At 67.3% G+C, this 23,004-nt stretch carries 18 protein-coding genes and 3 pseudogenes; 13 read left to right on the forward strand and 8 right to left on the reverse strand.

Going from position 1 to position 23,004, the window contains the following annotated elements:
* Positions 1-354: pseudogene (locus NS6_RS28925) on the forward strand (carboxylesterase/lipase family protein); the annotation flags it as partial.
* 16 nt (positions 355-370) lie between these two features.
* Here the strand turns inward: NS6_RS28925 and NS6_RS28930 are convergent.
* From NS6_RS28930 to NS6_RS28950, 5 genes are all read right to left on the reverse strand, one after another.
* Positions 371-1,567: an FAD-dependent monooxygenase gene (locus tag NS6_RS28930; RefSeq protein WP_068048420.1), complete on the reverse strand. Its 1,197-nt coding sequence runs from the start codon at positions 1,565-1,567 to the stop codon at positions 371-373.
* Positions 1,568-1,572: 5 nt separating this feature from the next.
* Positions 1,573-2,790: an FAD-dependent monooxygenase gene (locus NS6_RS28935; protein ID WP_084471505.1), complete on the reverse strand. Its 1,218-nt coding sequence runs from the start codon at positions 2,788-2,790 to the stop codon at positions 1,573-1,575.
* A 41-nt stretch (positions 2,791-2,831) separates the two neighbouring features.
* Positions 2,832-3,791 carry a quinone oxidoreductase family protein gene (locus NS6_RS35365; RefSeq protein ID WP_068048423.1) on the reverse strand — a complete coding sequence of 320 codons (960 nt, stop codon included), beginning with the start codon at positions 3,789-3,791 and terminating at the stop codon, positions 2,832-2,834.
* 341 nt (positions 3,792-4,132) lie between these two features.
* The gene (locus NS6_RS28945; RefSeq protein WP_210746794.1) at positions 4,133-5,698 is read right to left on the reverse strand and encodes an MFS transporter; all 1,566 of its coding nucleotides are present in this window, start codon (positions 5,696-5,698) and stop codon (positions 4,133-4,135) included.
* A 165-nt stretch (positions 5,699-5,863) separates the two neighbouring features.
* Positions 5,864-6,469, reverse strand: coding sequence for a TetR/AcrR family transcriptional regulator C-terminal domain-containing protein (locus NS6_RS28950; protein ID WP_245669548.1), 606 nt, complete (start codon positions 6,467-6,469; stop codon positions 5,864-5,866).
* A gap of 245 nt (positions 6,470-6,714) precedes the next feature.
* Here NS6_RS28950 and NS6_RS28955 point away from each other — a divergent pair, with 245 nt between their 5' ends.
* Both NS6_RS28955 and NS6_RS28960 read left to right on the forward strand, forming a co-directional pair.
* The gene (locus NS6_RS28955; RefSeq protein ID WP_068048428.1) at positions 6,715-7,389 is read left to right on the forward strand and encodes a TetR/AcrR family transcriptional regulator; all 675 of its coding nucleotides are present in this window, start codon (positions 6,715-6,717) and stop codon (positions 7,387-7,389) included.
* Between the two features lie 456 nt (positions 7,390-7,845).
* On the forward strand, positions 7,846-8,247 hold the full coding sequence (locus NS6_RS28960; protein WP_068048431.1) for a nuclear transport factor 2 family protein: 402 nt from the start codon (positions 7,846-7,848) through the stop codon (positions 8,245-8,247).
* A gap of 620 nt (positions 8,248-8,867) precedes the next feature.
* Here NS6_RS28960 and NS6_RS28965 read toward each other — a convergent pair.
* Positions 8,868-10,193 (reverse strand): lipase family protein, encoded by a 1,326-nt coding sequence (locus NS6_RS28965; RefSeq protein ID WP_245669559.1) that lies wholly within the window; start codon positions 10,191-10,193, stop codon positions 8,868-8,870.
* A gap of 325 nt (positions 10,194-10,518) precedes the next feature.
* Here NS6_RS28965 and NS6_RS36090 point away from each other — a divergent pair.
* Positions 10,519-10,638, forward strand: a pseudogene (locus tag NS6_RS36090) (alpha/beta hydrolase); the annotation flags it as partial.
* Between the two features lie 333 nt (positions 10,639-10,971).
* Here NS6_RS36090 and NS6_RS35520 read toward each other — a convergent pair.
* Positions 10,972-12,732 (reverse strand): FUSC family protein, encoded by a 1,761-nt coding sequence (locus tag NS6_RS35520; RefSeq protein WP_068048437.1) that lies wholly within the window; start codon positions 12,730-12,732, stop codon positions 10,972-10,974.
* A 23-nt stretch (positions 12,733-12,755) separates the two neighbouring features.
* Positions 12,756-13,010: pseudogene (locus NS6_RS28975) on the reverse strand (glycine betaine ABC transporter substrate-binding protein); the annotation flags it as partial.
* Positions 13,011-13,324: 314 nt separating this feature from the next.
* On the opposite strand from NS6_RS28975, the gene NS6_RS28980 reads away from it, so the two are divergent.
* The 9 genes from NS6_RS28980 to NS6_RS29020 all read left to right on the forward strand — a co-directional run bounded on the left by NS6_RS28980 (position 13,325) and on the right by NS6_RS29020 (position 22,963).
* Positions 13,325-14,158, forward strand: coding sequence for a PaaX family transcriptional regulator (locus tag NS6_RS28980; protein WP_068048797.1), 834 nt, complete (start codon positions 13,325-13,327; stop codon positions 14,156-14,158).
* A 134-nt stretch (positions 14,159-14,292) separates the two neighbouring features.
* Positions 14,293-15,210, forward strand: a complete 918-nt coding sequence (locus NS6_RS28985; protein ID WP_068048443.1) for a transporter substrate-binding domain-containing protein — start codon at positions 14,293-14,295, stop codon at positions 15,208-15,210.
* Between the two features lie 46 nt (positions 15,211-15,256).
* A complete protein-coding gene (locus NS6_RS28990; protein ID WP_068048801.1) occupies positions 15,257-16,189 on the forward strand; it encodes an amino acid ABC transporter permease in 933 nt (310 codons plus the stop codon).
* Complete coding sequence (locus NS6_RS28995) at positions 16,186-17,004, forward strand: amino acid ABC transporter ATP-binding protein (protein WP_068048446.1); 819 nt, start codon at positions 16,186-16,188, stop codon at positions 17,002-17,004. Before NS6_RS28990 ends, NS6_RS28995 begins: the two co-directional genes overlap by 4 nt.
* The gene (locus NS6_RS29000) at positions 17,001-18,155 is read left to right on the forward strand and encodes a CapA family protein (protein WP_068048449.1); all 1,155 of its coding nucleotides are present in this window, start codon (positions 17,001-17,003) and stop codon (positions 18,153-18,155) included. The genes NS6_RS28995 and NS6_RS29000 overlap by 4 nt, the downstream gene beginning before the upstream one ends.
* The gene (locus tag NS6_RS29005) at positions 18,155-19,393 is read left to right on the forward strand and encodes a CaiB/BaiF CoA transferase family protein (RefSeq protein ID WP_068048452.1); all 1,239 of its coding nucleotides are present in this window, start codon (positions 18,155-18,157) and stop codon (positions 19,391-19,393) included. Before NS6_RS29000 ends, NS6_RS29005 begins: the two co-directional genes overlap by 1 nt.
* The gene (locus NS6_RS29010; RefSeq protein WP_068048455.1) at positions 19,390-20,475 is read left to right on the forward strand and encodes a 2-hydroxyacyl-CoA dehydratase family protein; all 1,086 of its coding nucleotides are present in this window, start codon (positions 19,390-19,392) and stop codon (positions 20,473-20,475) included. Before NS6_RS29005 ends, NS6_RS29010 begins: the two co-directional genes overlap by 4 nt.
* Positions 20,472-21,737 carry a 2-hydroxyacyl-CoA dehydratase family protein gene (locus tag NS6_RS29015; protein ID WP_068048456.1) on the forward strand — a complete coding sequence of 422 codons (1,266 nt, stop codon included), beginning with the start codon at positions 20,472-20,474 and terminating at the stop codon, positions 21,735-21,737. Before NS6_RS29010 ends, NS6_RS29015 begins: the two co-directional genes overlap by 4 nt.
* A 5-nt stretch (positions 21,738-21,742) precedes the next feature.
* A complete protein-coding gene (locus NS6_RS29020; RefSeq protein ID WP_068048461.1) occupies positions 21,743-22,963 on the forward strand; it encodes an MFS transporter in 1,221 nt (406 codons plus the stop codon).
* Positions 22,964-23,004: the final 41 nt, after the last annotated feature.

The raw sequence follows: 23,004 nt of genomic DNA on the forward strand, positions 1-23,004 counted from the left end.
GAGCTGCGCTCCGCGGTGCTGGGCGAAGGCCTCTTCGGGGCCGGCACCGCTCGGATGATCGAGGCCCACGCCCGGCTGTCCGCCGGCCACACCCACGTGTACTCGTTCGGCCACCGCTCGACGGCTTTGGACGGTCGGCTGGGCGCCACCCATACGGTCGAGCTGCCCTTCGTGTTCGATATCGCCGATGCACCGTGGCTGCACGGCGACGCCGGTCTGCTCGGTCCCGGCCCGGCGCCCGCCGGGCTCGCGGCCCGCGTGCACGGCGCCTGGGTCGCCTTCGCGACCCACGGCGACCCAGGCTGGGCCGCGTACGACCCGCGGCGTCCGCAGGCGGAAGTCCTGGGTGGCTGAAAGGTCCCCGTCGTTCTCACCGCGGCGTGCCGGACAGCGCCCGGGTCCGCGGACCGCCCGCCTCCGTCGCCGGCCGGCGACCGCGGATTCTGCGGACCAGACCGAGGAGAACCGACCGCAGCGCCTCGGCCCGACGGCTGGACGGGACGAACATCTGCTGCTTGAGCCGCGCGGTGCGTTGGTGCTTGGTGATGAACGGACGCAGGCCGGTCTCCCAGGCGGCCAGCGCGGCGGTGAGGTCGTCGGGGTGTTCCAGCAGGGCCGCGCCCAGCGCGGCGCCCCCGCGAAGCGAGGACGTGGCACCCATGCCCGAGTAGAGGTTCATGCACCACGCCGCATCCCCCACCAGCACGGCCCGACCGTTGCTCCACCGTGGCATCCGCACCTGGTGCACCGAGTCGAACAGGTGGTCAGGGGCCTCTTCCAGGGAGTCCAGGACATGCCGCGCCACGGGATCGTCCATTCCGGAGAAGACCGAGCGCAGCCGCTGGACCCGTGACCCGCTGAACTGCTCCTGGATGTCTGTCGTCCGGTACGTCAGCAGCGCGGTGGGCGAGTGGTCGGCGAGCCCGAACACCCACACCGCCCGCTTCGCGTGCGCAATGATGATGCTGTCACTCGCCTCGTACGACGGCACCTGCTGCTTCAATTGGAAGGCGCAGATCATCGCGTTCCACGTGGTCAGGTAGTCCTCGTCCGGACCGAACACGATCCGGCGCACGCTCGAGCGCATCCCGTCCGCGCCGACGACCATGTCGAAGCTCTCGCGGTACTGCGCACCGGTGCCGGTCGTCCCGAGCAGAACCTGCACCTCGGCAGGACCCTCGGTGATCGCGACCGGAGTGGTCCCGAACCGCACCTCGACGCCGGTGATGTTCTGCCACAGCGCGGCCTCGATGTCGCCGCGCAGCACCGCTGCCGGCTCCCCGGGCTGATCCAGGAATCCCAGCGCCGGCCTGCGCCTGCCCCGGCGATCCACCGACCACGAATTCGCGCGGGCCGCCCGTTGCGGGTTGCGGGCGTGCAGGTGGTCGGCGATGCCCAGGTCGACCGCGGCCTGCCGGCCCTCCGGGAACAGCCCGACGAAATAGCCTCCGGTACGCCGCTTGGGCGCACGTTCGACGATCACCGGTGTCCAACCGGCCCGGCGCAGCCCGATGGCTGCGGACATCCCCGCGATTCCGAGCCCGACCACCAACGCCCTCTTCCGCATGGCCGTCACCGCGTCGCGCCGGACGCGGCAGCGGTCGCCGCCGCGGTGAACTCCGCTGCCAGCCGGCGGTGCACGACCCTGCGGATCAGATCGAGAACGCCCGAAACCAGCACCTGGACCGGGCGGCTGGACGGGACGAACCGCTGTTGCTTGATCCGTGCGGAGCGCCGCTGGCTGGTGATGTAGGGACGCAGGCCGGTTTCCCACGCGTCCAGCGCGGCAGCGAGGTCGTCGGGGTGCTCCCGCAGGGCCACGCCCAGCGCGGCGCCGCCGCGAAGCGAGGACGAGGAGCCCATGGCCGAGTAGGTGTTCATGCACCAGGCCGCATCCCCCACGAGCACGACCCGCCCCGTGCTCCACCGGGGCATCCTCACCTGGTGGATCGAGTCGAACACGTGGTCAGGGGCCTGGTCCAGCGAGTCCAGGACGTGGCGCACCACGGGGTCTTCGTCCATCCCGGAGAAGGCCGCGCGCACCTGCTCGATCGGCGGCCCGGCGAACCGGTCCGGAATATCGCCGGTGCGGTAGGTCAGCCATGCGCAGGGTGCGTGGTCGGCGAGTCCGAACACCCACATCGCACGCTTGGGACGTGAGACGATGATGCTGTCGCTCGCCTCGTAGGAGGGCACTTGCTCCTTCATCTGGAACGCACAGATCATCGCCTTCCAGTTCGCCAGGTAGTCCTCGTCCGGACCGAACACCAACCGGCGCACGCTCGAGCGCATCCCGTCCGCGCCGACCACGAGATCGAAGTCCTCGCGATACTGCTTCCCGGTGCGGGCGTCCTCGAGCAGGACCTGCACCCCGCCGGCTCCTTCGGTGATGTCGACCGGAGTGGTCGCGAACCGCACCTCGATCGGGTCCTCGGTCTTGTTGCCGGTGACGCCTTGCCACAGCGCGGCCTCGATATCGCCGCGCAGCACCGCTGCCAGCCCGCTGGGCGCGTCCAGTAATCCCAGAGCCGGCTTCCGCCTGCCCCGGCTATCCACCGACCACGAGTTCCCGCCCGGTCGCCATTCCGGGTTGCGGGTGTGCAGGTGGTCGGCGATCCCCAGGTCGGCCGCGGCCTGTACACCCTCCGGGAACATGAAGATGAAGTAGCCCCCCGTCCGACGCTCGGCTGCTCGTTCGACGATCACCGGCGTCCAACCGGCCCGGCGCAGCCCGATGGCCGCGGACATCCCTGCGATCCCGAGCCCCACCACCAGTGCCTTCTTCTGCATGGCTTTTCTTCTCTCCGGTCACGTTCTGATGGATGGACGGCTCAATCCGGCACGACGACGGCGCGGCTGCGGCCGGTGTGTGCCCACGCCTCGCCGATCCGGCTCAGCGGGAACACGGTGTAGGGCAGCTGCAGGGACCCGTCGGCGAAGCGGGCCATGACCTCGGGCGCCTCGGCGAGCATCTCCTCGGCGGACCGCGATCCGACGCCGCTCCCGGTGATCCGGATCCGCCTGCTGCGCAGCAGGTCCGCGGGCAGCGATGCCTCCAGGCCCGCGAGCGAGCCGATCTGCACGTAGGCCGTGTTCGCCTCGGTGTCCTCGCCGCTGCGACCCAGCACGGCGAAGGCGGCCTCGGCGACGGGCCCCCACAGGTAATCCAGCACGAGACCGGGCGAGGTCTCGGATACCGCATCAGCCAGGGCCTTCTCCATGCCGTCGGGTCCGTCGTGGGCCAGCGACACGGTCGTCGCTCCCGCACCACGCAGCCGCTCCAGCGCCTCCGGATCGCGCCCGGCGGCGATGACCCGCTCGGCCCCGAGCGCCAACGCCCCCTGCACGGCAAGGCTGCCCGACATCCCCGTGGCGCCCAGCACCAGTACGGTGCCCAACGCCCCCATTTCCTTGCGTCGCGCGGTGAGGACCATCCAGCCCGAGAGGCCGGGATTCATACCTGCGGCGATCGCGAGTGGATCCACTCCCGCCGGGACCTCCGCCTGGAAGGACGTGACCAGCCGCTCGGCCATCGTGCCGAAGGGTGGATGCGCGTATCCGGTGTAAACCAGGCGCCCGTCGCCGGTGCGAGCGACCGCGTCGATGCCCGGCACCAGTGGATAGGTCATCTGCCCTCGGCCGTAGTGCCGCCCGGTGGCCAGCCCGCGAACGATGTTGTGCAGGCCGGCACCGACGAGGTGCAGCGGCTCGTGACCGGGTGGGGCCGTCGGCTCGGGGAAGTCGCCGCAGACAGGTGACGTATCGGGGGCGGTGACGATCGCAGCACGCATCAGGTTCTCCTTAACTAAGTTAAACGCTGTAGTCAGCATTACTTAACAACGTTAAGTTGTCAATCTTCTCTTCGCCGTGGGCTTCGCCATCGAGGAGCGGGAGCAGGAGGAGGGGGAGGAGTAGGAGCGGCGCCAGTCCTCCGCGACCGATCCGACGCGCTACTCGGCTACCGAGCGCGACGCCTGGCTCGGCGAAGGCGCGTCACTGGTGAAGGAGGCCGGGTATCTCTCGCAGGCCGGGCCGTTCCTGTCGCTGGAGCCACCGCCGACCGACGAACTCGGCTACGGCTACGCACTGGGGCAACTGGAAATGCCTGGTCATCGTGGGTGGCGAGGCAGTGTCAGTGAGGCTGGCCGATCTCATGAGCACGGCTGTCCGTCGGTGGGGCGGTGAACCGGGACGGTCGTCGGCGGGTCAGGCCGACGGCGAGCACGGTGGCGGTCGCCAGTGTGGCGGTCGCGATCGTGATGTAGCTGTACACGCCCGTCGCGGAGTTCACCGCCGTCCCGTCGATGATCGTCTGGGTGGACGAGAGCACGGCTGCACCCACGAACGTCATGACCACCGAGCCGAACGCGCCCACGACCGAGACCATGCTCGAGACCGCAGCTTGACGATCGGCCGGCACGAGCGACCCGGCCAGGTTGAATCCGGTGGTCAAGAGCGCACCCATCGTGCACTGCAGCAGAAAGGAGCAGGCAATCGCGGCGGGCAGCCAGGACGCCCCGGTGAGCATCCCGGCGGCGCCGGCGGTGCCGACCGTCGTGGCGGCGGCCAGCGTGGCGGCCGGTCCGATCCGGGTCGCGAGCCAGCCCGAGAGTACTCCACCCACGACAACCCCGACGGCGGGAATCCCGAACAATAGTCCCAGCATGCCCTGGGCGTCGAGCCCGTAACCGAGCCGCTGCTCGTGCGAGACCTGGGCGATCAGACTGAGGAGCTGGTCCATGCTCTGTGTCGCACCCGTGGCGAGGACGATGACGAGCAGCGTGAGCAGGAGGGGACGCCCGAGGTTGCTGATGTCGATCACCGGATCGGTGGCCCGCCGGGAGTGCCGTACCCAGTACGCCAGCGTGGTCACACCGGTGCCGAGGAGGGCGAACGGGATCACGCCGAACCAGCCGATCTCCGGCCCCAGGCTGATGTAGCCGAGTACCGTGACCAGGCCGGCGCCCAGTAGGAGGGCACCGCCCACGTCGAGCCGGCCCGGCGTCGTGGTTGTGGATTCGGGGATGACGACGCGCACGGCCACGGCGGCGGTGGCGCCGAGTGCGGCTGCCGTCACGAAGATGATGCGGAAGCCGAACTCGGCGACCAGATTCTCGTAGAGGAAGGCGGCGCCGAGGTTGAGCACTGCTGTGCCGGTGGTGACGATCCCGACTGCGGGCATCGCGATCCGTGGTTCGCAGAGTTCGCGGATGATCGTGGCGGAGAGGAAGACCGACGCGATGACGGCGCCTTGGGCGAGACGTCCGAGGGTGAAAATCAGCATGTTGGGAGCCACCACGGCGATGATGGAGCCGGTGCAGCCGATGAGCAGCGTGATGACGAGCATCCGGCGTTTTCCGCGCAGGTCGGCGCTCCGGCCCAGTAACGGGGCCCACAGCGCACCGGCGAGTACTGTGCTGGAGCTGATCCAGGCCGCCTGATCGGTCTGGAAGTGCTCGAGCATCTGCGAGAGGAACAGCAGCGGCGCCACGAGCACGGTATCCGCCATCAGATTTCCGATGAGGAGTGCGGCGATCTGCGCGGCGAGGCGCTTGTTCCACCGTCTGTGCCGTGTCGTACCCGGTGGCAGGCCGTTGTCCGGCGTGGTGTTCACGAAAGCTCCTTTGCGATGGCCGAGCAGTTTCAGCGCTGCCGCCACGGTCCGTTCCCGGGTGATCCCCTTCCCCGCCGTCAGCACCTTAACAACGTTAAGGAACGGGAGCAATCGATCGACTGAACTTTGATAAGGAGGATGTGGTGCGGGCGGCGGCCGTCACCACGTCCGATGTCGCGCCGGTGCGCGCGGAGTTCTCCGACCCCGGTGTATCCGCCTGTTGTGAGGGCCGGAACGGCTGACCGGTCGTCAGGGCAGCCGGGCGGCGAGGCCGTCGAGGAGAATGCCGAGTTGCCGTTCGAATCTCGGGTCGCCGTCGTCGCGGAGATGTCCGGCGGCCTTGACCAGTTCGGCGCCTTCGCCGAGCCATGCGTCACGTTCGGTGAGCGAGTATCGAGCAGGGTCGGCGCCGGCGGACGGGCTGCGCTCCTGCTCTTCGATGACGAAGCCGACTACGAAGGCGGTGACCAGGTCCAGGGTGTCGTCGGCCTCGGGCAGTGAGAACCCGGCCGCAGTCAAGCGTTCGAGCCACGACTCTTTCGCCTTCACCACTTCGGGGTCGGCGAAACGCGTGCCGCTGAAGATGCGCGCCCCATCCCGGTGCATCAGATACTCCGACCTCGAGACGTGGGCGTAGGCGGATACATCGTCACGCCAGTCGCCGCCGCGCGGGATCGCCGCGAGGGCATCGGTGATGCGTCGCATGACGAAGGTGGCCATTTCGTCGAGCAGTTCCTGTTTGTTGCGGACGTGCCAGTACAGGGCGGGGGCCTTCACGTCGAGCCGGGATGCGAGCGCACGGACAGTGAGGGCGTCCATGCCCTGCTCGTTGAGTAGATCGAGTGCTGTCGTCACGATCTGCTCCCGCGTAATTCCTTTTGGCACAGTTGACACCTTAACGAAGTTAAGGCACTGGTGCCGCCACCGGAGATCGAACTTGGTTAGTTGGCGTAGCGGTGCCCCGCAAGGGGCTGGCCCGAGTGCCGGCTGTCCTTCACGAACCCACGACCATCCTCGGGTCCAGCCGCGCTCCGATGACAACGATCCGACTCTGAAGGTGCGTTGTCACGTTACCGGGGACCTGTCACTACGATAGGGGCATGGCGGCTTCGTTCTCAAAGGGTCTCAACGGTACCGAGCCCCGGGCCGGTCGGCGGAACCTCAAGGGCGACATGCGAGAGCAAGCGATCCTCGAGGGGGCCTATGAAACACTGCGCACCGAGTCGATGCGTACGGTCTCGATCGATGATCTCACCAAGAGCGCAGGATTGTCGCGATCCTCCTTCTATTTCTATTTCGAATCCAAGTGGCAGGTGCTTTCGGCGCTTCTGTCGAGCGTTACCGACGATGTTTTCAAAGCATCCGCAATGATTTTCGATCGGCCGGCCGGAGTTCCACCAGAGGTTGCGATAGAGCACGCCGTCTCCGAAGTGATAGATGTATGGAAGCGGCACGGTCACATTCTTCGCGAGGTCGGTGATGCTGCGGCGGCTGAACCTGCCTTGCAGGCGCAGTGGGACAAAATCTTGGGTGGATTCATCGATGCCGCCGCCGCCGCTATCGAGCGCGACAGAGCCGCGGGTGTGGCTATCGACGGGCCGCCCGCCCGCTCCCTGGCGGCAGCTCTCATGTGGATGGGTGAGAGAAACCTCGGTCTCATGTCCATGCGCAGCGCGAACGCGATCCGCATGGAAGATATGGTCGAGACGGTGACGACCGTGTGGCTGAGAACAGTGTTCGGCCTCGAATACGCGGGAACCTCGAAAAATACCTGAGCGGACGTTTCAACTCCCGGTAGCGCCGTCCCGTTCCGTGTGCCGCTCCAGTCACCAGAGCAACTTTTCCATCCATTCTCCCCATTGTATTCTCCTCTTGGAGCGGGAGTTTCGTAAACTACCTCTGCTGTGGAGGGTTGCCGTATAGTCGAATCCCACGAATTCGGGCCCGCCACGAAACACCGATTTCGCTCACGGCGGTTCGCACCCGGCGGCGGATCGGTGTCGTGGGTGCTGGGCTTGCCGGGCGACCGGGCAAGCCGTCGCAGTCGCTCACCCTCGCGGAGCGTGCGGATGATCTGCTCGGGCGCGTGCCGACGTCGTGACATGGTGTGATCGTCTTCTTCTCATCCATTCCGGTGCATCAGAACTCTCACAACCGATGGACCCATTCGGTGGATCGAGGTCGCGGCCGTCCAGGTGCATATTCAGTGGTTGAGCGATTAGGGTGCACTGATGAGTGTGGAAGAAAACAAGAGGATTGCCTGTGAGTTGGTGCAGGGCCTCGACTCCGACCATGGCGACGCAGCTTTCGATCTTCTCCATGAGAGCGCCTTGTGGACTGTGATGGCACACGCTGATTCGTTCCCTGTCTCAGGCAGCATGTCCAAGGCGGAGTTCGTCGAGCACATCAAACGTTTTCGGCAGGCGATACCGAGTGGAATTCGAATTACCGTCACCGGGGTGACCGCCGAGGCCGCCAGGGTGGCCGTGGAAGCGGAATCGACCGCCACATTGCCAAACGGCAGAATTCTCAATCAGTTCTACCACTTCCTCTTCGAGATCGAGGACGGCACAGTTCGCAAGGCCAGGGAGTACATCGATACGGCGCACGGTATAGCAGTGCACAGCGGTTGAACCTGTTCGTCGAGCGACAGCGAACCGTTGTCCTGAACACGGGCTCTCTGGTGCCGGCCGGGCGGCTCGCCGGCCTCGGCTGAGTGATTCCGATCTCGGCTCGGTCGAGACAGCATCGGTCAAGGGGCCCAAGGCCAACGGCTCGCCGCCGATATGTGGACGCTGGCGAGGGTCGGCGAAGCGCGCCGGTCAGGTCGATGGCGACCCGCCGCAGAGTTCGGCCATAGTGTTCCCGGGGGCGCACCGACCTCAGCAGGCCGGTCGCTGCTTCGGCCGTGAGTCGTTTCGGGAGCTTCTGCTCGACGGAATGACCGCGACCCTGGCCGAAGCCCGCAAGCTCCGCATCTGGCCGTGTGGTTCGATCCGGCCAACGTGGGAATCGTGGCGCGGCTGTCGGATTCGTCGGAGGTGATCGATGAACTGGTCGCGGTATTCGTGGCGCGGTGACGTCCCGATCTGCCCGCCGCGGCGGCCCACCGGCTGGGCCGGTGGGCGGTGTGGGTGATGATCTCGCTGCTGACGCTGCCACCGGCGACCGAGGACGAGGAGCGCGCCCTGCTGCGCGATTTCCTGCTGCCGTTCCTCCTGGATTCCGGTCCGGCGGTGGGGCCCGGACCCGATCAGGACACCTGGCAGCCCGGAGCCGGCGGGGCCCCGGCGAAGCGGTCGGCGAGGAAGTTCATACCGCCGATGGCCTCACCCGCGGCGGCTCCCACATGGCCCGGGAACAGCGAGTGGGTCGCGGTGAGGGTCGCGCCCTGCGCGCAGTAGGTATCGACGAGGGCGGTGTAGCCGGCGACGGGGATCTTCTCGTCGGAGACACTGTGGTACAGGTACAGCGGCGTGTCGGGGGTGGCGCCGCCGAGCTCGTTGGGCGCGGCCGCGCTGCGGAAGGCGGGCTGCGCCGGCAGGTTCGGGACCGCGGCGAAGTTGTCGATATGGGGGTCCGGGAACTTCTGCGCCAGATCCGCACCGCAGGAGGAGGTATCCGCGGCGCGCAACGCATTGCGTCCCTGTTCGTTCAGGAGGTCGGCCAGCCGGGAATCGGGTTCGTTGCGGGCCAGCCCGAGCAGGATCAGCATCGCTCCCGCTTCGCCGTCGGCACGTTCGGCCATGGTCGGGATATCGGTGGGGACCCCGCCGGCGCTGGTACCGGCGAACCGCACGTCCGGTGCGTATTCCTGACGCAGCTGTGTGGCCCACAGGGTGGCGAAGGCTCCGGCCGAGTAGCCCCAGGCCCCGATCGGGCTCGCGGCGTCGATCCCGGCTGCGGCGAAGGATCGCGCGGCGCGAATTCCGTCCAGGACTCCACGCCCGGAGGTCACGCCGTCGAAGAGCCGTGATTGTGGGCCTTCGTAATCGCTGACCACGACGGCCCAGCCGCGCATCAGAGCGTCGGCGATGAACGGCACATCCTGCGCGACGGCCGCGATATCGGTGTTGCGTCCGCCGCGCAGCGTGAACGACGGCGCACATCTGGTGTCGAGACTGTTCTCGGGTACCTGATAGGACAATAACGGCCGCGGCCCGTTCGAGGGTACCGGCGGGACCAGCACCGTCGTCATATTCAGTTGCGGATTGTTGTCGGAATCGGTTGTGCGATAACGTAATTGCCATGCCTGCACCGGCATCGGCAGGCCGAGTGGCGTGATCGTCCGGGCCCCGAGCATCGCGCCGTTCGGATGTGCGGCGAGATCGGCGGGCGCGGCGTAGAAGGGGTCCTCGGCCGGCGGCGGCACCGTGGCCCGCGCGATGGGCGTGGACATTATCGCCGGTAGGGCGATCGCGGCGAGGGCGACGAGCGCGAGCCACAGTCGGCCGATCCGCCGGGGTATCGCCGGGGGCCGGCGGGTGCCGTCGGCCGGCAGGCCGGATGCGTCGGTGGCCGAATACCTCGTTCGGTACGAATTTCTCGAATTTCTCGCCAATGCCAGCCCGGATTCCATCACATCTCCCACATTCGGATTTCCGACGCGCAAGCACTCCGGGCCCGCATCGACCGGCTCCACCATTCCTGGGTAAAGATCACGATAGTGTAACGACTCGCAACACGATAACATAACGATTGCAGTCGCTCTGGCCGATCGAAAGCTCGCTGAACGCCTCGGGTATGGCCGCCGTCCTGTGCGGCGACCAGGCCGCACCGCGCGATCCGGCCTGGTACTACCGCAATATCGAAAGTGTGCGGGCGACCCAACCGGTGTTCGGCGCGTTCGCCGACAACATCACCGCCTGCGCGTTCTGGCCGGAGCCGTCGAGCTGCCCACCACCGTGCACAACTCGGCACCGGCCCTCATCCTGCAGGCGACCGGCGACACCCGCACTCCTTACCGGCAGGGCCTTGCCCTGCACCAGGACCTGACGTCGTCACGAATGGTCACCTTGGCGGATACCCGCGAGCACGGTGTCCTCCGCGCCGGTATGAGCGGCTGCGTGAGCGATATCGTCAATGCGGCCGGCCATTGCACGATGGCAGGTCCTGCACTGATAACGACAGTGCGGAGTTGGGTGTCGCCCCTGCCTTCGGTCGACTCGACCGAACGGTCCACGAGATTCCATACGGCGTCGCGCACCGTGTGCATCGGTCCTCCCTCCGCCGGCCCCGGACACTACAGAGCGTCCGCAACGGTCGGCGGAGATCGGTGGCCGTCGGCCTGCGACCGTCACGTCTTACCGGGGGATACTCGATCGGTCATCCGGCTCCGCCGGCTTCGAGGTCACTGCCTAGGCCAGTTCCGCGAGGCTGCGGGACCAGCGACCCAGTTGTGCGGTATCGCCGGGTGCCTGTTCCGGGACCTGCCGGGTCGCGGCGAGCACCTCGTGGCCGAGCCGGCGGATGCGCTGGTGCCGGGTCCAATGCGCACCTGCCCATTCGGGTTCGTTGTGGGCGGCATCGATCGCACCGAGGGTGGAACCCATCAGTTCGAACTCCAGTTCCCGTCGCAGCACCCGCACCTCGGGTAGCGCTTCGTGCAGTGGATCCGATGGCGGGCCCGGTGTCGCGGTGTGCGGATCCGGCGCCTCGCGCCGAGGAGTCGGCGGGGAATCGTGCTGCACCCGGCTCGGCGAAATTCGGCGCAGGAGGTGTCCGAGGACCTCGAGGACCCGCTGATCGTTGCGCAGTAGCACCCGCCGATGGGCACGGCGGTCGACCGCCCACAGCGCGGTCAATCCGATCACCACTCCGATAACGCTCTCGAGCAGCCGGTCGCGCAGCACCGGGAACATATCGCCGTACTGTCCGCCGCCACCGATCAGCAGCGCCAGCGGCGTGATGAAGACGACCGCGAGACCGTAGTTGCGGGCGACGAACATCTCGATCGCGAACTGCAGGGTCATCAGGATCAGCACCAGAGCCCAGCTCCGGGGCTCCAGCGCGTACAGCGCCGCGAACAGCACCAGCCCCAGCGCGGTGCCGCCGATCCGGTGCACTCCGCGGTACGTGCCGCGCACCCGGTCCGGCCCCTGATGCAGCAGGACGGTGACGGTGAGGACCGCCCAGTCCGGCCGGCCGAGATCCAGTGCCACCGTCGAACACCCGGCGAGGACCGCGGCGAGGCCGATCCGATTCGCCGAGACCACCGCATGACTGTCCGGTGACAGCGACCGCAGGATCCGATAGCGCACGGACGGTCGCGGTGTCGGCGCGGGGCGGCCGGTATCGAACAACAGGTCGGATTCGTCGTTACCGGACCCGTTGCGGTGCAGGACCTCGGCGAAGAGCCGCTGGGCGTCGGTCAGCGTGGCGGCGAGGTGGCCGTCTCCGGAGTGCCGGGCGTCGTCGAGCAGCGCCCACGCCGTCTGTACCTTCATCGCGGTCGAGTAGCGTGCGTCCACCCGGTCCCCGGCCAGGGTGTCGAGCGCGGCGTAGTCGCGCACCGCGCCGACCGCGGCGTGCACCGCGCGCTCTTCCGGTGCGTGCGCTCCGGTCAGCGCCCCCGACATCCCCATCAACAGTGCGCTGACCCCGCCCAGCGCAGTCCACAGCGCCACCTGGCCGGGTGGCACGCCGTGCCCCACGATCAGCGCGCCGACACCGGCGGCCAGCACGAAGAAGAACCCGCCCGGGGGACCCATGCGCAGCGCCGAGTTCACGAATGTCCCGGTCACCGCGACCGCCGACATCAAGAGCACGATCAGCAACTGCCACCAGTGCGAGCCGCCCGCGCCGAGCCGCTGCTGGATCAGTTCCCCGGCCAGCCCGCCGGCCAACGCCGAAATCGTCAGCGATATCGCGGCGGCGCCGATGACGCGCCACCGGCGGCGGTAGACCTGGCCTTCCCCGAAGATCACCGCCAGCGCACCGGTGGCGGCCATCAGGCCCTGCTGTTCGTGGCCGAGGGATACCGCGATCAGGGCCGGCGCACCGAAGGCCAGGGCCGCGCGCGCCGCGCCGGGTAGCCGCCGTCCGGCCGGCGGCAGACCGAACAGCGCCGATCGAGCCGGAGCGGGTGAGGGAAGCTTCGGACCGTCCGGCGCTACCATTCACCATCTCCTTGTCCGGCCGTTTACTCCTCGGTGACGAACCGTTGCGTCACCATCCGGTCGCGGGCGACGTCCGCGGGTTCGCGGTCCTCGACGTCTAGCTGCCGGTTCGGTTCGGTGATCGACTCGTTGGCCGGCAACCGCGAGATCGGTGCCATGATCTCGGCGACCCGCGGATGCGCCCGGGCGAAATCCGCGCGCATCACCAGCGCAGCATTGTACTTGGGGAAGAAGGAACGGTCGTCTCGCAGCAGGACCAGGTCCGGGCCGGGAATGCGGCGAGGTCTGTCGCGGCGATCCGGTGCAGCGGCCGGCCGCCGGTGTCGAGCACGAGGACCCGGGGTTGCCCGGCGGCCGCGGTACGTTCATTGCGCGCGGCCCGCCCGTGCTGCGCACACGAGTTCTCAGTAGGCGCCCCGGTGGAGCGCGAAGCGGTCGAAGATCGGCCGACGCTTCGGCGAGGCGGTGCCGGCCTGGAGTGCCTCGGCGCGCGCGAGGCGCATCTCACCTATCGACTCGATGTGGTGGGAATGTCGACTACCGCCGATGCTCAGCCATGTATATCGTCATATCTGTGACGCATGCAGAAATTATGACTCATGATATCGCGCCGTCGGTGAAACCGCAGAGTGTTCTGCTGACCGTTCTCGGGCGTTATGTCCTCGACCGTGACGTGATGGTCAGCACGACCGGCCTGATCGATGTGCTGGCCTCGCTGGGTATCGGTGAGCACGCTACCCGGTCCACACTCAACCGGATGGTCAAACGCGGCCTGCTGAACCGGCATCGTGTAGGCCGTCAGACCTATATGGTGCTGACTCCCCGGTTGACCGAAATTCTGCGGGACGGGCACGTGCGGATCTGGCGTACCGGCGCGGTCGAGGCGAACTGGGACGGTTCGTGGACCATGCTGACCTTCAGTTTTCCCGAGTCCTGGCAGCGGCAGCGGCATGATCTGCGTGCCCGGCTGCAGTGGGCGGGATTCGGATCGTTGCAGGGCGGTCTGTGGATCGCGCCGTCGACAACGAATGTCCGGGAGGTCCTGGACGGTGTGGAGGGCGCCGACCGGATCCGCGTCTTCCGTAGTCGTGCCGATGCCGAGACCGATATTCCCGCCATGCTGCTCGATGCCTGGGATGTCGCAGGTATCGCAGCGCTGTACCGCGATTTCCTCGGACGCTGGGGGGACGCGGAGCGCTCCCGATCCCATGATGCGCTGGCGGTGCAGCTCCTGCTGGTGACGGAGTGGCTGGATGTCATACGGCAGGATCCTCGCCTGCCCGTCGAGCATCTGCCCGCGGACTGGCCGGCCGCGGCGGCGCAGCGCGCGTTCCACGAACTGCACGACCAGTTGGACGCTGTCGCCAGGGCGGAGGCCGTGGATCGGCTGGAGTTGCGTTCGCTGGAACCGTTTGCCGAGCACTGATATTAGTCATTTTGTTGACGGGGGTCGAGAATACGTCTAATGTTCGCCAGGTCACATCGGCTGCCGAAGGCGGTTTCCGTCACAGGCCCGAAGCGTGCACAGACCCACTCGATACTCATCACGTGAGGGATTCGATGAGACCGACTCGAACACAGGCGTTCGTCGCCATCGTCGCGCTGTTGGCCCTGGCACTGGCCGGATGTACGTCGATCGACGAGAAAACGGCCGAGACCGAGCAGCTGTCCGGCCCGGGAGAGAACGCCGGCGCGCTGTACGACCGGCTACCGCAGGCGATCAAGGACAAGGGCGAAATCGTCTTCGTCGGTGATTCGCATCCGCCGTACCGCACGGTCGCCGCCGACGGGAAGACGATCACCGGCATGGATCCCGATATCCAGCAGGCGCTGTCCGGCGTGCTCGGGGTCCCGATCCGCATGGAGGTATCCAGTGGTCTTCCGGCGATGCTGTCGGGGATGCTGTCCGGTCGCTACGACGCGTTCAACGGACCGGTCAAGGCCACACCACAACGTCTGGCCGAATTCGACGGGGTGCAGTGGCTGACCAGCCGCACCTCCTATCTGCTGCCGATCAACGGAGGTATCGCCGCGCAGAGCACCGACGAGTTGTGCGGGACCCGGACCGCGGGGGTGATCGGCTCGATCACCGAGGAACAGGCCGCCAAGCTGTCGGGCTGGTGCGAGAGCAGCGGTAGGCAGCCGCTCGAGTTCGTCGGCCTGGCCGATACCAATGCGACCCTGCTGGCCGTGCAGTCCGGCCGTGCCGATTCGGCCGCGCTGACGCAGAGCGGTGCCATCGATACCGCCGCCGCGCAGCCCAACACCTGGCGTGCCGTCGCCCAGACCGAGGACCAAGGTGCCCGCGCCGACCAGCTGGTGTTGCTCTCACCCAAGACCAACGGTCTCGGGCCGGTTTTCTACCAGGCGTTCGAACTGCTGTTCTCCGGTGGGCAATACGCCGAGCTGGTCGCGAAATGGAAGCTCGAGGATATCGCCGTCGCCGAGCCGGTGCTGAACCCCACCGCGCCGGCATGAGCCGGGAACTTCGAGCCATCCCATGCCCGACGAACAAGGAAACGCGATGACCGCATCCCTGACCGAGCGGCCCCCGGCGACCGTACCCGTCGACGACGATGTTTCCGCGGCCCGGCCCCGCTTGCGACCGCTGCGATGGATCGTCTCGGTGGTCCTGGTCGTGCTCGCCGCACAGCTGGTGAATTTCCTCGTGACGAACGAGCGGTTCGGCTGGGATATCGTCTGGGGCTACCTTTTCTATCCGACAGTCCTGAAGGGGCTGGCCATGTCGGTGTTCATCACCGTGATCGGCATGGTGGTCGGTTCGCTGCTGGGCGTGGCGCTGGCCGCGGGCCAGAACAGCGACTTCTGGCCGGTGCGCCTGGTGTGCCAGGGGTACGTGGCGATCTTCCGCGGTATCCCGCCGCTGGTTCAGTTGATCTTCTGGTTCAATCTGGCCTATCTGCTGCCGCAGCTGTCGATCGGCATCCCGTTCGGCCCGACTTTCGCCTCGTGGTCGTCCACCGAGTTGATCAGTCCGCTCACCGCCGCGTTGATCGGGTTGAGCCTGCACGAGGCCGCGTATATGTCGGAGATCATCCGCTCCGGTATCGGCGCAGTCGACGCCGGTCAGCGGGACGCGGCAATGGCCATGGGTTTCAGCCGCCGGCGGACGTTCACTCGCATCATCCTGCCGCAGGCGATGCGGGTGATCGTCCCACCCACCGGCAACCAGTTCATCTCGCTACTCAAGGGCACTTCGCTGGTCTCGGTGATCGCGATGACCGATCTCCTGTTCTCCGTCCAGCTCATCTACAACCGCACCTACCAGGTGGTGCCGCTGCTGATCGTCGCCTGTATCTGGTACCTGGCTGTGGTCTCGCTGCTCACGGTATTCCAGCGCCGGCTCGAACGCCGCTACGGCCGCGGCGAACGGCGTGCGGGAAACCGGCCGAGTCTGTGGCGCAGCGCGCTGAATCGTGGAAGGAACGTTCGATGAGCGATAAGACCGCCACGCCCGTGGTGCAGGTATCGAACCTGCGCAAGGTCTATCACGGCCGTCCGGCGCTGGACGGTGTGGATCTCACCGTCGCCGAAGGGGAGGTGGTCGTCGTTCTCGGTCCCTCCGGATCGGGCAAGTCCACACTGGTGCGCTGTATCGACCAGCTGGAGAAGATCGACGGCGGGGCGATATATCTCGACGGCGAACTCCTGGGGTTCGCACACAGACACGGTGCCCTGCGGCCGCTGTCCGAGGACGATATCGCCGCCCAGCGGCGCCGGATGGGCATGGTTTTCCAGCAGTTCAACTTGTTCCCGCACTGGACCGTGCTGCGCAATATCACCGAGGCCGCGGTGGCGGTGCACGGGATGTCGAAGGGCGCGGCACGGGAGCGGGCCGAAACCTTGCTGGAGAAGGTCGGCCTACCCGACAAGGCGAACGCCTATCCGCGGCAATTGTCCGGCGGCCAGCAGCAGCGCGTCGCGATAGCCCGTTCGGTGGCAACCCGGCCGCGGGTGCTGTTGTTCGACGAGCCGACCAGTGCCTTGGACCCCGAGCTGGTCGAGGAGGTGCTGACCGTGATCAAGGATCTCGCCCGTTCGGGCTTGACCATGGTCGTGGTCACCCACGAAATGGAATTCGCCCGCCAGGTCGCCGATCGTTGTGTGTTCATGGTCGACGGAAAGGTCGTCGAACAGAACACCACCGAGGAATTCTTCGAACAACCGCGGACCGAGCGGCTGCAACGGTTTCTGAGCCGTTTCAACGAATCCCGCGGCCGGGCGGCCGAACTCGTGGAGGAGATCCGATGAGCGGCACCTGCAGCATCCTCGCCGTCGGGGATCTCGTTCTCGACGAACCCGGACCCGAGCTGTATTTCGCGCCGAGCGCGCGGTTGCTGCGGGGCGCCGATATCGCGATCGGTCATATCGAGGTCCCGCATTCGACCAGCACCGTCCAGTCCAGCACCGATGTCCCTGCCCCGCCGGCCGATCCGAAAGCACTCGAGGCCGTCGCCGACGCCGGTTTCGATATCGTCACCCTCGCCGGAAACCATCTCTACGATGTGGGCACCGAGGGGGTCCTGGATACGATCCGCTACTCGCGAGCGGCGGGACTGAAAACCGTCGGCGGGGGAGCGAATCTCGCCGCGGCCCGCGAACCCGCCGTCCACGAGGCGGCCGGGTGGCGGGTGGGCGTGCTCAGCTACAACTGTGTGGGCCCGCGGGTTTCGTGGGCGGCCTCGCAGAAGGCGGGCGCGGCCTACGTCAATGTGCTCACCCACTACGAGCTGGAATCGGCGACACCCGGCGGACCGCCCACCGTCTACACCTTCGTGGCCCCGGACAGCCTTGCGCAGATGAAGGCCGATATCCGGGCATTGCGGGCGGAAGTGGATATCGTGGTCGTCGCCCTGCACAAAGGGATCGGTCATACCCCAGCGGTACTGGCCGATTACGAATCACCTCTCGCGCAGTCCGCGGTCGACGCCGGTGCCGATATGGTGATCGGGCATCACGCGCACATCATGCGCGGGATCGAGATGTACCGCGGTAAACCGATATTCCACGGGCTCGGCAATTTCGTCACCGTGACTCGTGCGCTGACCCCGGTCGGTGGCGATTCCGCGGAACGCCGGGCGTGGGCCGCACGCCGACAGCAGATGTTCGGATTCGCCCCGGACCCGGAGATGCCGTCCTATCCCTTCCATCCGGAGAGCCGGAACACCGCGATCGCCTCGTGCACCTTCGGTCCGGACGGAACCCTCCGCGCCGGATTCGTACCGTGCTGGATCGACGACGACGCACGCCCCGTGCCGCTCGCCCCGGGTGATCCGCGCGGTATCGAGGTCGCCGACTACATCGAAAAGATCACCCGGGCAGCGGGGTTCGGCACCCTGTTCCGCCACGACACCGACCTCGTCACGGTGGCCGAGTCCGGGCAACAGCAAAGGAAACCCTGATGGATCGACGGCCGCTGGAAGGCAAGATCGTACTCGACCTGACGACGGCGCTCGCCGGTCCGTACGCGACCCTGTTGCTCGCTGGGCTCGGCGCCCGAGTGATCAAGATCGAGAACCCGGAGCGCGGTGGTGACGCCTCCCGCAACAACTCCCCGTACATCACACGCGACGGGTTGTCGGTGCGGCGCACCACCGACGAGGACATGTCGGTATCGATGCTCTCGCGGGGCCGGAACAAGGAGTCGATCACCCTCGATCTCAAGAAGCCCGCGGGACGGGAGGTGTTCTTCGATCTGGTCGCGCAGGCCGATATCGTCGTCGAGAACTACAGCGCCGGGGTAACCGCGCGGCTGGGTATCGACCACGGTGCCGTCGCCGAGGTGAACCCGCGCATCGTCTACACCTCGATCAGCGGATTCGGTAGCCAGGGCGGCCCGGGGACCGGCAAAGCGATGGACACCATCATCCAGGCCCTGAGCGGGGTCATGATGACCGCCGGCAGTCCCGGGGACGGTCCCATCCGGTTCGGCCTGCCCATCGGTGATCTGCTCGCCCCGCTGTTCGCGGTGATCGGCACCCTGTCGGCGGTGATCCAGGCCGGGCAGACCGGCCACGGCCAGCACGTCGATGTCTCCATGCTGGGTGCGCTCACCTCGCTGGTCGCCGCCGAACCCTTCGATGCCTTCGAGATGATCGGGTTGCCCACTCGCACCGGCGATATGGTGCCGCGATTGGCGCCGTTCGGGGTCTTCCCGGCCGCCGACGGCTATTTTGCGATCTGTGGTCCCACGGACCCGTTCGCGCACGGGGTACTCACCGCTATCGGCCGTGCCGACCTGATCACCGATCCGCGTTTCGCGAAGCGGGACGGCCGGGTCCACCACGCCGACGAGTTACACGCGATGATCACGAAATGGGCGGTCGATCAGCCGGTTGCCGAGGTGATCGCCGAGCTGGAGAGTCACGGGGCGCCCTGCGCGGAGGTCCGGTCACCGCGGGACGCGGTCCGGGATCCGATCGTGCGGCAGCGCGGGGAGGTCGTTCCGCTGAGCCATCCCAGCTACGGCGAGGTGGTCGAGCTGTTCGGCAGCGGTCTGCCGATCACCATGTCCGGCAGCGACACCAGCCTCGACCGGCCCGCGCCGGCGCTGGGCGAACACAACCGCAATGTGCTGGGCGAGCTGCTGGGATACGATGCGGCACGGATCGCCGCGCTGACCGAAGGTGAAGTGCTGTGAGCACACTCGCTGCCGAGTCCGGCCGGCCGGTGATCGGTGTGATCGGTGGCGATGTGCCGGTAGAGATCATCGAGGCCTGCGGTGCGCATGCTTTCCGGCTTTCCGCCGCAGCGCGGACACCGGGCGCCGATGCGGTCGAATTACTCGGTGCCGCAGTGGATTCCGTTTTCCATTCACTACTGGATCGCATCCTCACCGGCGAGTTCGGGTTCCTGCGCGGTCTGGTCGTCTCCCGCGACTGTCAGGGATCTCTGCGACTGTTCTATGTACTGCGGATGCTGGCGGAACAGGGTCGCGCGGTGCCGGAAGTGCACCTGGTCGACCTGCTGCATCTCCCGCGTGAATCAACGCGCGACTACAACGCCGTCCAGGTTGCGAAACTGGCGGACGTTATTGCCGAATGGACCGGAACTGCTGTCACCCCGGGCGCCTTGTACGAGGCCCGGGCCCTCCGGGGGCGGCTGGGCTCGGCGCTGCGTGAGCTCCGCGCGCGCCGGGCCCTGGGTGCCGTCCCCGGTGCGACCGCGCTGTGTCTGTACGCCCGCGCACAGACACACACCCCGGTCGACTGCCTCGCCCGGATCGGCGCAGCGCTCGAAACCGCGCCGGAAGCATCGGAGGAGCCCAGGGTCTTCCTCACCGGCAGCACCGTCGACCAGGGTTCGGTCTACGCCGGTCTCGAATCGGCCGGTGTACTGATCGCCGGCGAGGATCACAACTGGGGCGACCCGGTCGCCGACCTCTGGGAGACACCCACCGAGGTGAGTGACCTACGCACCGCCTTTACCGATATCGCCGGGCACCGGCTGCGACTCGGACCGATGGCACAGACCTCCGGACTGTCCGATCGCGCCCGCTTCAGCGCGTCCTGCGTCCGCCGCTGTGGCGCGCAGAGGGTGCTCTCGGTCGGCCGGCGCAACGACTCGGCGCCCGGCTGGGATCGCCCAGGACTGATCCGGGAGCTCGGTCCCGATGTGCAGGTGGTGACGTTGTCCGTCGCCGGCCACCTCTGGTCGGCGGGCGAACTCGCCACCGCCGCCCAGCTGCTCACCCGGCAAGATTGCGAGGCCACGGCACGATGAACACACCCCACACCGCCGCCCCGGTAGCACGGCTGGCCGCGGCGACCGCCGCGATCGCACACCAGAAGCGATGGTTCGCCCGGATGCGCGAAGAGGTCGCCGCCGGCGCGCCACTGGCCCTGGTCAACGCCGACGCGCCGCAGGAAATCTTGCGGGCCATGGGCATCCCGTACGTGGTGAACCAGTGGTGGGCATCGGTGGTATCGGCCAAACGGATGGGCCCCGCCGCGTTGGACAGTGTCGCCGCCCGAGGCTATCCGGACGATTCGCTGCAATACGACGCGATCGGCCTGGGCTCCATGGACCTGCCGGCCGCCGACGTACCCTGGGGTGGCCTGCCCAGACCCGATTTCGTGATCGCCGAATGCGGCGCTGACGCCACCCGCAAAGTCTTCGATCTGTGGGCCGAACATCCGGGAACCGAATTCTTCCCATTCGAGAGGTCCTCGGCCACCACGGCCCCGGACAACTGGTGGGAAATCGTCCCGCGCGAATGGGAGCGCGCCTACGCCGAGGATCGGCTCGACTTGATGACCAGCGAGAACTGGCAACTCGTCGACTTCCTCACCGAGCGCACGGGCCGGTCCTTCGATATCGATCGGCTCGCCGAGGTCATGGCACTGGTGAACGAGCAGGCCGAGTGGAACAGGCGGACAAGGGATCTGCTCGCCGCCACCAGGCCCACCCCGGTCTCTGTCAACGACAGCATTCCCGCGGTGATGATCCCGCAGTGGCATCGCGGCAGTGTATGGGGACGGGACGCGGCGCGCGCGTTGTTCCAGGAGGTCGAGCAAGCGGTGCGCGACAGCCGCGCCGTCTGCCCCGGAGAACGGGTGCGGTTGATGTGGATCGGGCGTGGTCTGTGGTTCGATCTCGGTCTGTACCAGCGGTTTCAGGAGAAGTACGGGGCGGTGTTCGTCTGGTCCATGTACCTGGCGATCGCCGCGGACGGCTACGCCCGCTACGGCGACGACCCGATGCGCGCCCTCGCGGCCCGGTTCACCGGATTCACCGACCAGTTGTACACCCCACCGCTGTCGTCGCAGTGGTATGTCAAGGAGGCGCGTAGTCACGGGGTGGACGCGGTCGTCCACCTGGTGGCCGACGATGTCCCCGGCTCGGCGTTCACCACCGAGGCCCTGGAAATCGCCGGAATCCCGGTACTGGAGATCAACGCCGACAATGCCGATTCGCGTGGTGGGGCCGCGGCGGCGCTGGAAGCCGCCATCGGCGATTTCCTGGAGCGGCGAGTACTCGGCTGACCGCCATGCCGACCTTGCTTCCGCCCCCGCTGCGCCGGCGGAACTTCCTCCTGTACTTCTGCGGCCAGATCTGCGCCAATACCGGGGTCTGGTTCCAGAATCTGGCTTTGAGCCTGTGGATCGTCGAGACGACCGAGAGCGCACTCGCGCTCTCGCTGGTGGCGGTCTTCCAGTTCACGCCGATGCTGCTCCTGTCGGCACCGGCCGGTGCAGTGGCCGACCGGTTCCGGCCGCGCACAATACTCTTCGTGACCGCGCCACTCATGGCACTGTCCGCGGCGGCACTCGCAGTCACCGCGGCCTCGGGTCACGACGAACTCACCACCCTGCTGGGCATCGTTGCGCTCAGCGGAATCGTGCAGGCCTTCGACCGTACTGCCGGCCAGGCATTCCTGTACGAACTCGTCGGCGCTCGAGAACTGGGCGCGGCGGTCTCGCTCAATACGGTCGCTCTGTCCGCGGCCCGGTCGCTGGGGCCCGGCCTGGCCGGGGTGACCTATGCCGCGGCGGGCGCCGCGACCTGCTTCACGGTCAATGCGCTCACCTACTCCGGGGTTCTGCTCGCCCTGTGCGTGATGAATCCGAAAGCCTTTGCGGAGAAACGAGCTCGAACCGCTGCCACCGACAAAGGTGCAGCGCGGACGCTGCTCGCCGACACGACCCTGCTGCGGCTTTTCGGCGCAAATATTGCCGTGACCGTCCTCGCCATGAATTTCATGGTCGTCGTCACCGCCATGGTCACCATCACGCTCGACGGTGACCCGGCGCAACTGGGTGCAGCGCATACGCTCAATGCGGTGGGCGCCGTGATCGGTGGGCTGATCATCTCGACGATCACCCACCGGGGAACCCGGGTGGTGGCGCTGGCCACGGCCGTCCTCGGGATTTCGCTCGGCTCGGCGGCCCTGGCTCCGAATCCGCTGGTGTTCCTCGCGATCTCGCCGCTGATCGGGCTCGGTCTGGGGGCGTTCCAGAGTTCGCTCAACAGCACGGTGCAGCAGCTGAGCCCGCCCCGTCTGCTAGGGCGTTCCGCGGGTCTGCTCACCATGAGCAGTGTCGGTGTCGCACCCGTGGGCGCGTTGATCGCCGGCTCCATCATCGACAATTCCTCGGCGCGTATCGCACTGCTCGTCGGGACCGTCACCTGTCTCGTCTGCGGCGCCGTATTGGCGAAAGGCGGCCGGACACCCCATCCGGCGCCCGAACACGCTCCGGCTGTTCCGTAGCGGACCGGTGCGTACAGGCGAGATCTGTTCTCGCCGTGACA

The organism is Nocardia speluncae NBRC 108251 (genome assembly GCF_001613245.1).
GTDB lineage: Bacteria > Actinomycetota > Actinomycetes > Mycobacteriales > Mycobacteriaceae > Nocardia > Nocardia speluncae.

What these genes read in the sequence shown, in the direction of transcription:
- NS6_RS28930 (WP_068048420.1), bottom strand. Translation starts at nt 1,567, where the DNA reads ATGCGGAAGAGGGCGTTGGTGGTCGGGCTCGGAATCGCGGGGATGTCC.
- NS6_RS28935 (WP_084471505.1), bottom strand. Translation starts at nt 2,790, where the DNA reads ATGCAGAAGAAGGCACTGGTGGTGGGGCTCGGGATCGCAGGGATGTCC.
- NS6_RS35365 (WP_068048423.1), bottom strand. Translation starts at nt 3,791, where the DNA reads ATGCGTGCTGCGATCGTCACCGCCCCCGATACGTCACCTGTCTGCGGC.
- NS6_RS28955 (WP_068048428.1), top strand. Translation starts at nt 6,715, where the DNA reads ATGGCGGCTTCGTTCTCAAAGGGTCTCAACGGTACCGAGCCCCGGGCC.
- NS6_RS28960 (WP_068048431.1), top strand. Translation starts at nt 7,846, where the DNA reads ATGAGTGTGGAAGAAAACAAGAGGATTGCCTGTGAGTTGGTGCAGGGC.
- NS6_RS28965 (WP_245669559.1), bottom strand. Translation starts at nt 10,193, where the DNA reads ATGGAATCCGGGCTGGCATTGGCGAGAAATTCGAGAAATTCGTACCGA.
- NS6_RS35520 (WP_068048437.1), bottom strand. Translation starts at nt 12,732, where the DNA reads ATGGTAGCGCCGGACGGTCCGAAGCTTCCCTCACCCGCTCCGGCTCGA.
- NS6_RS28980 (WP_068048797.1), top strand. Translation starts at nt 13,325, where the DNA reads ATGACTCATGATATCGCGCCGTCGGTGAAACCGCAGAGTGTTCTGCTG.
- NS6_RS28985 (WP_068048443.1), top strand. Translation starts at nt 14,293, where the DNA reads ATGAGACCGACTCGAACACAGGCGTTCGTCGCCATCGTCGCGCTGTTG.
- NS6_RS28990 (WP_068048801.1), top strand. Translation starts at nt 15,257, where the DNA reads ATGACCGCATCCCTGACCGAGCGGCCCCCGGCGACCGTACCCGTCGAC.
- NS6_RS28995 (WP_068048446.1), top strand. Translation starts at nt 16,186, where the DNA reads ATGAGCGATAAGACCGCCACGCCCGTGGTGCAGGTATCGAACCTGCGC.
- NS6_RS29000 (WP_068048449.1), top strand. Translation starts at nt 17,001, where the DNA reads ATGAGCGGCACCTGCAGCATCCTCGCCGTCGGGGATCTCGTTCTCGAC.
- NS6_RS29005 (WP_068048452.1), top strand. Translation starts at nt 18,155, where the DNA reads ATGGATCGACGGCCGCTGGAAGGCAAGATCGTACTCGACCTGACGACG.
- NS6_RS29015 (WP_068048456.1), top strand. Translation starts at nt 20,472, where the DNA reads ATGAACACACCCCACACCGCCGCCCCGGTAGCACGGCTGGCCGCGGCG.
- NS6_RS29020 (WP_068048461.1), top strand. Translation starts at nt 21,743, where the DNA reads ATGCCGACCTTGCTTCCGCCCCCGCTGCGCCGGCGGAACTTCCTCCTG.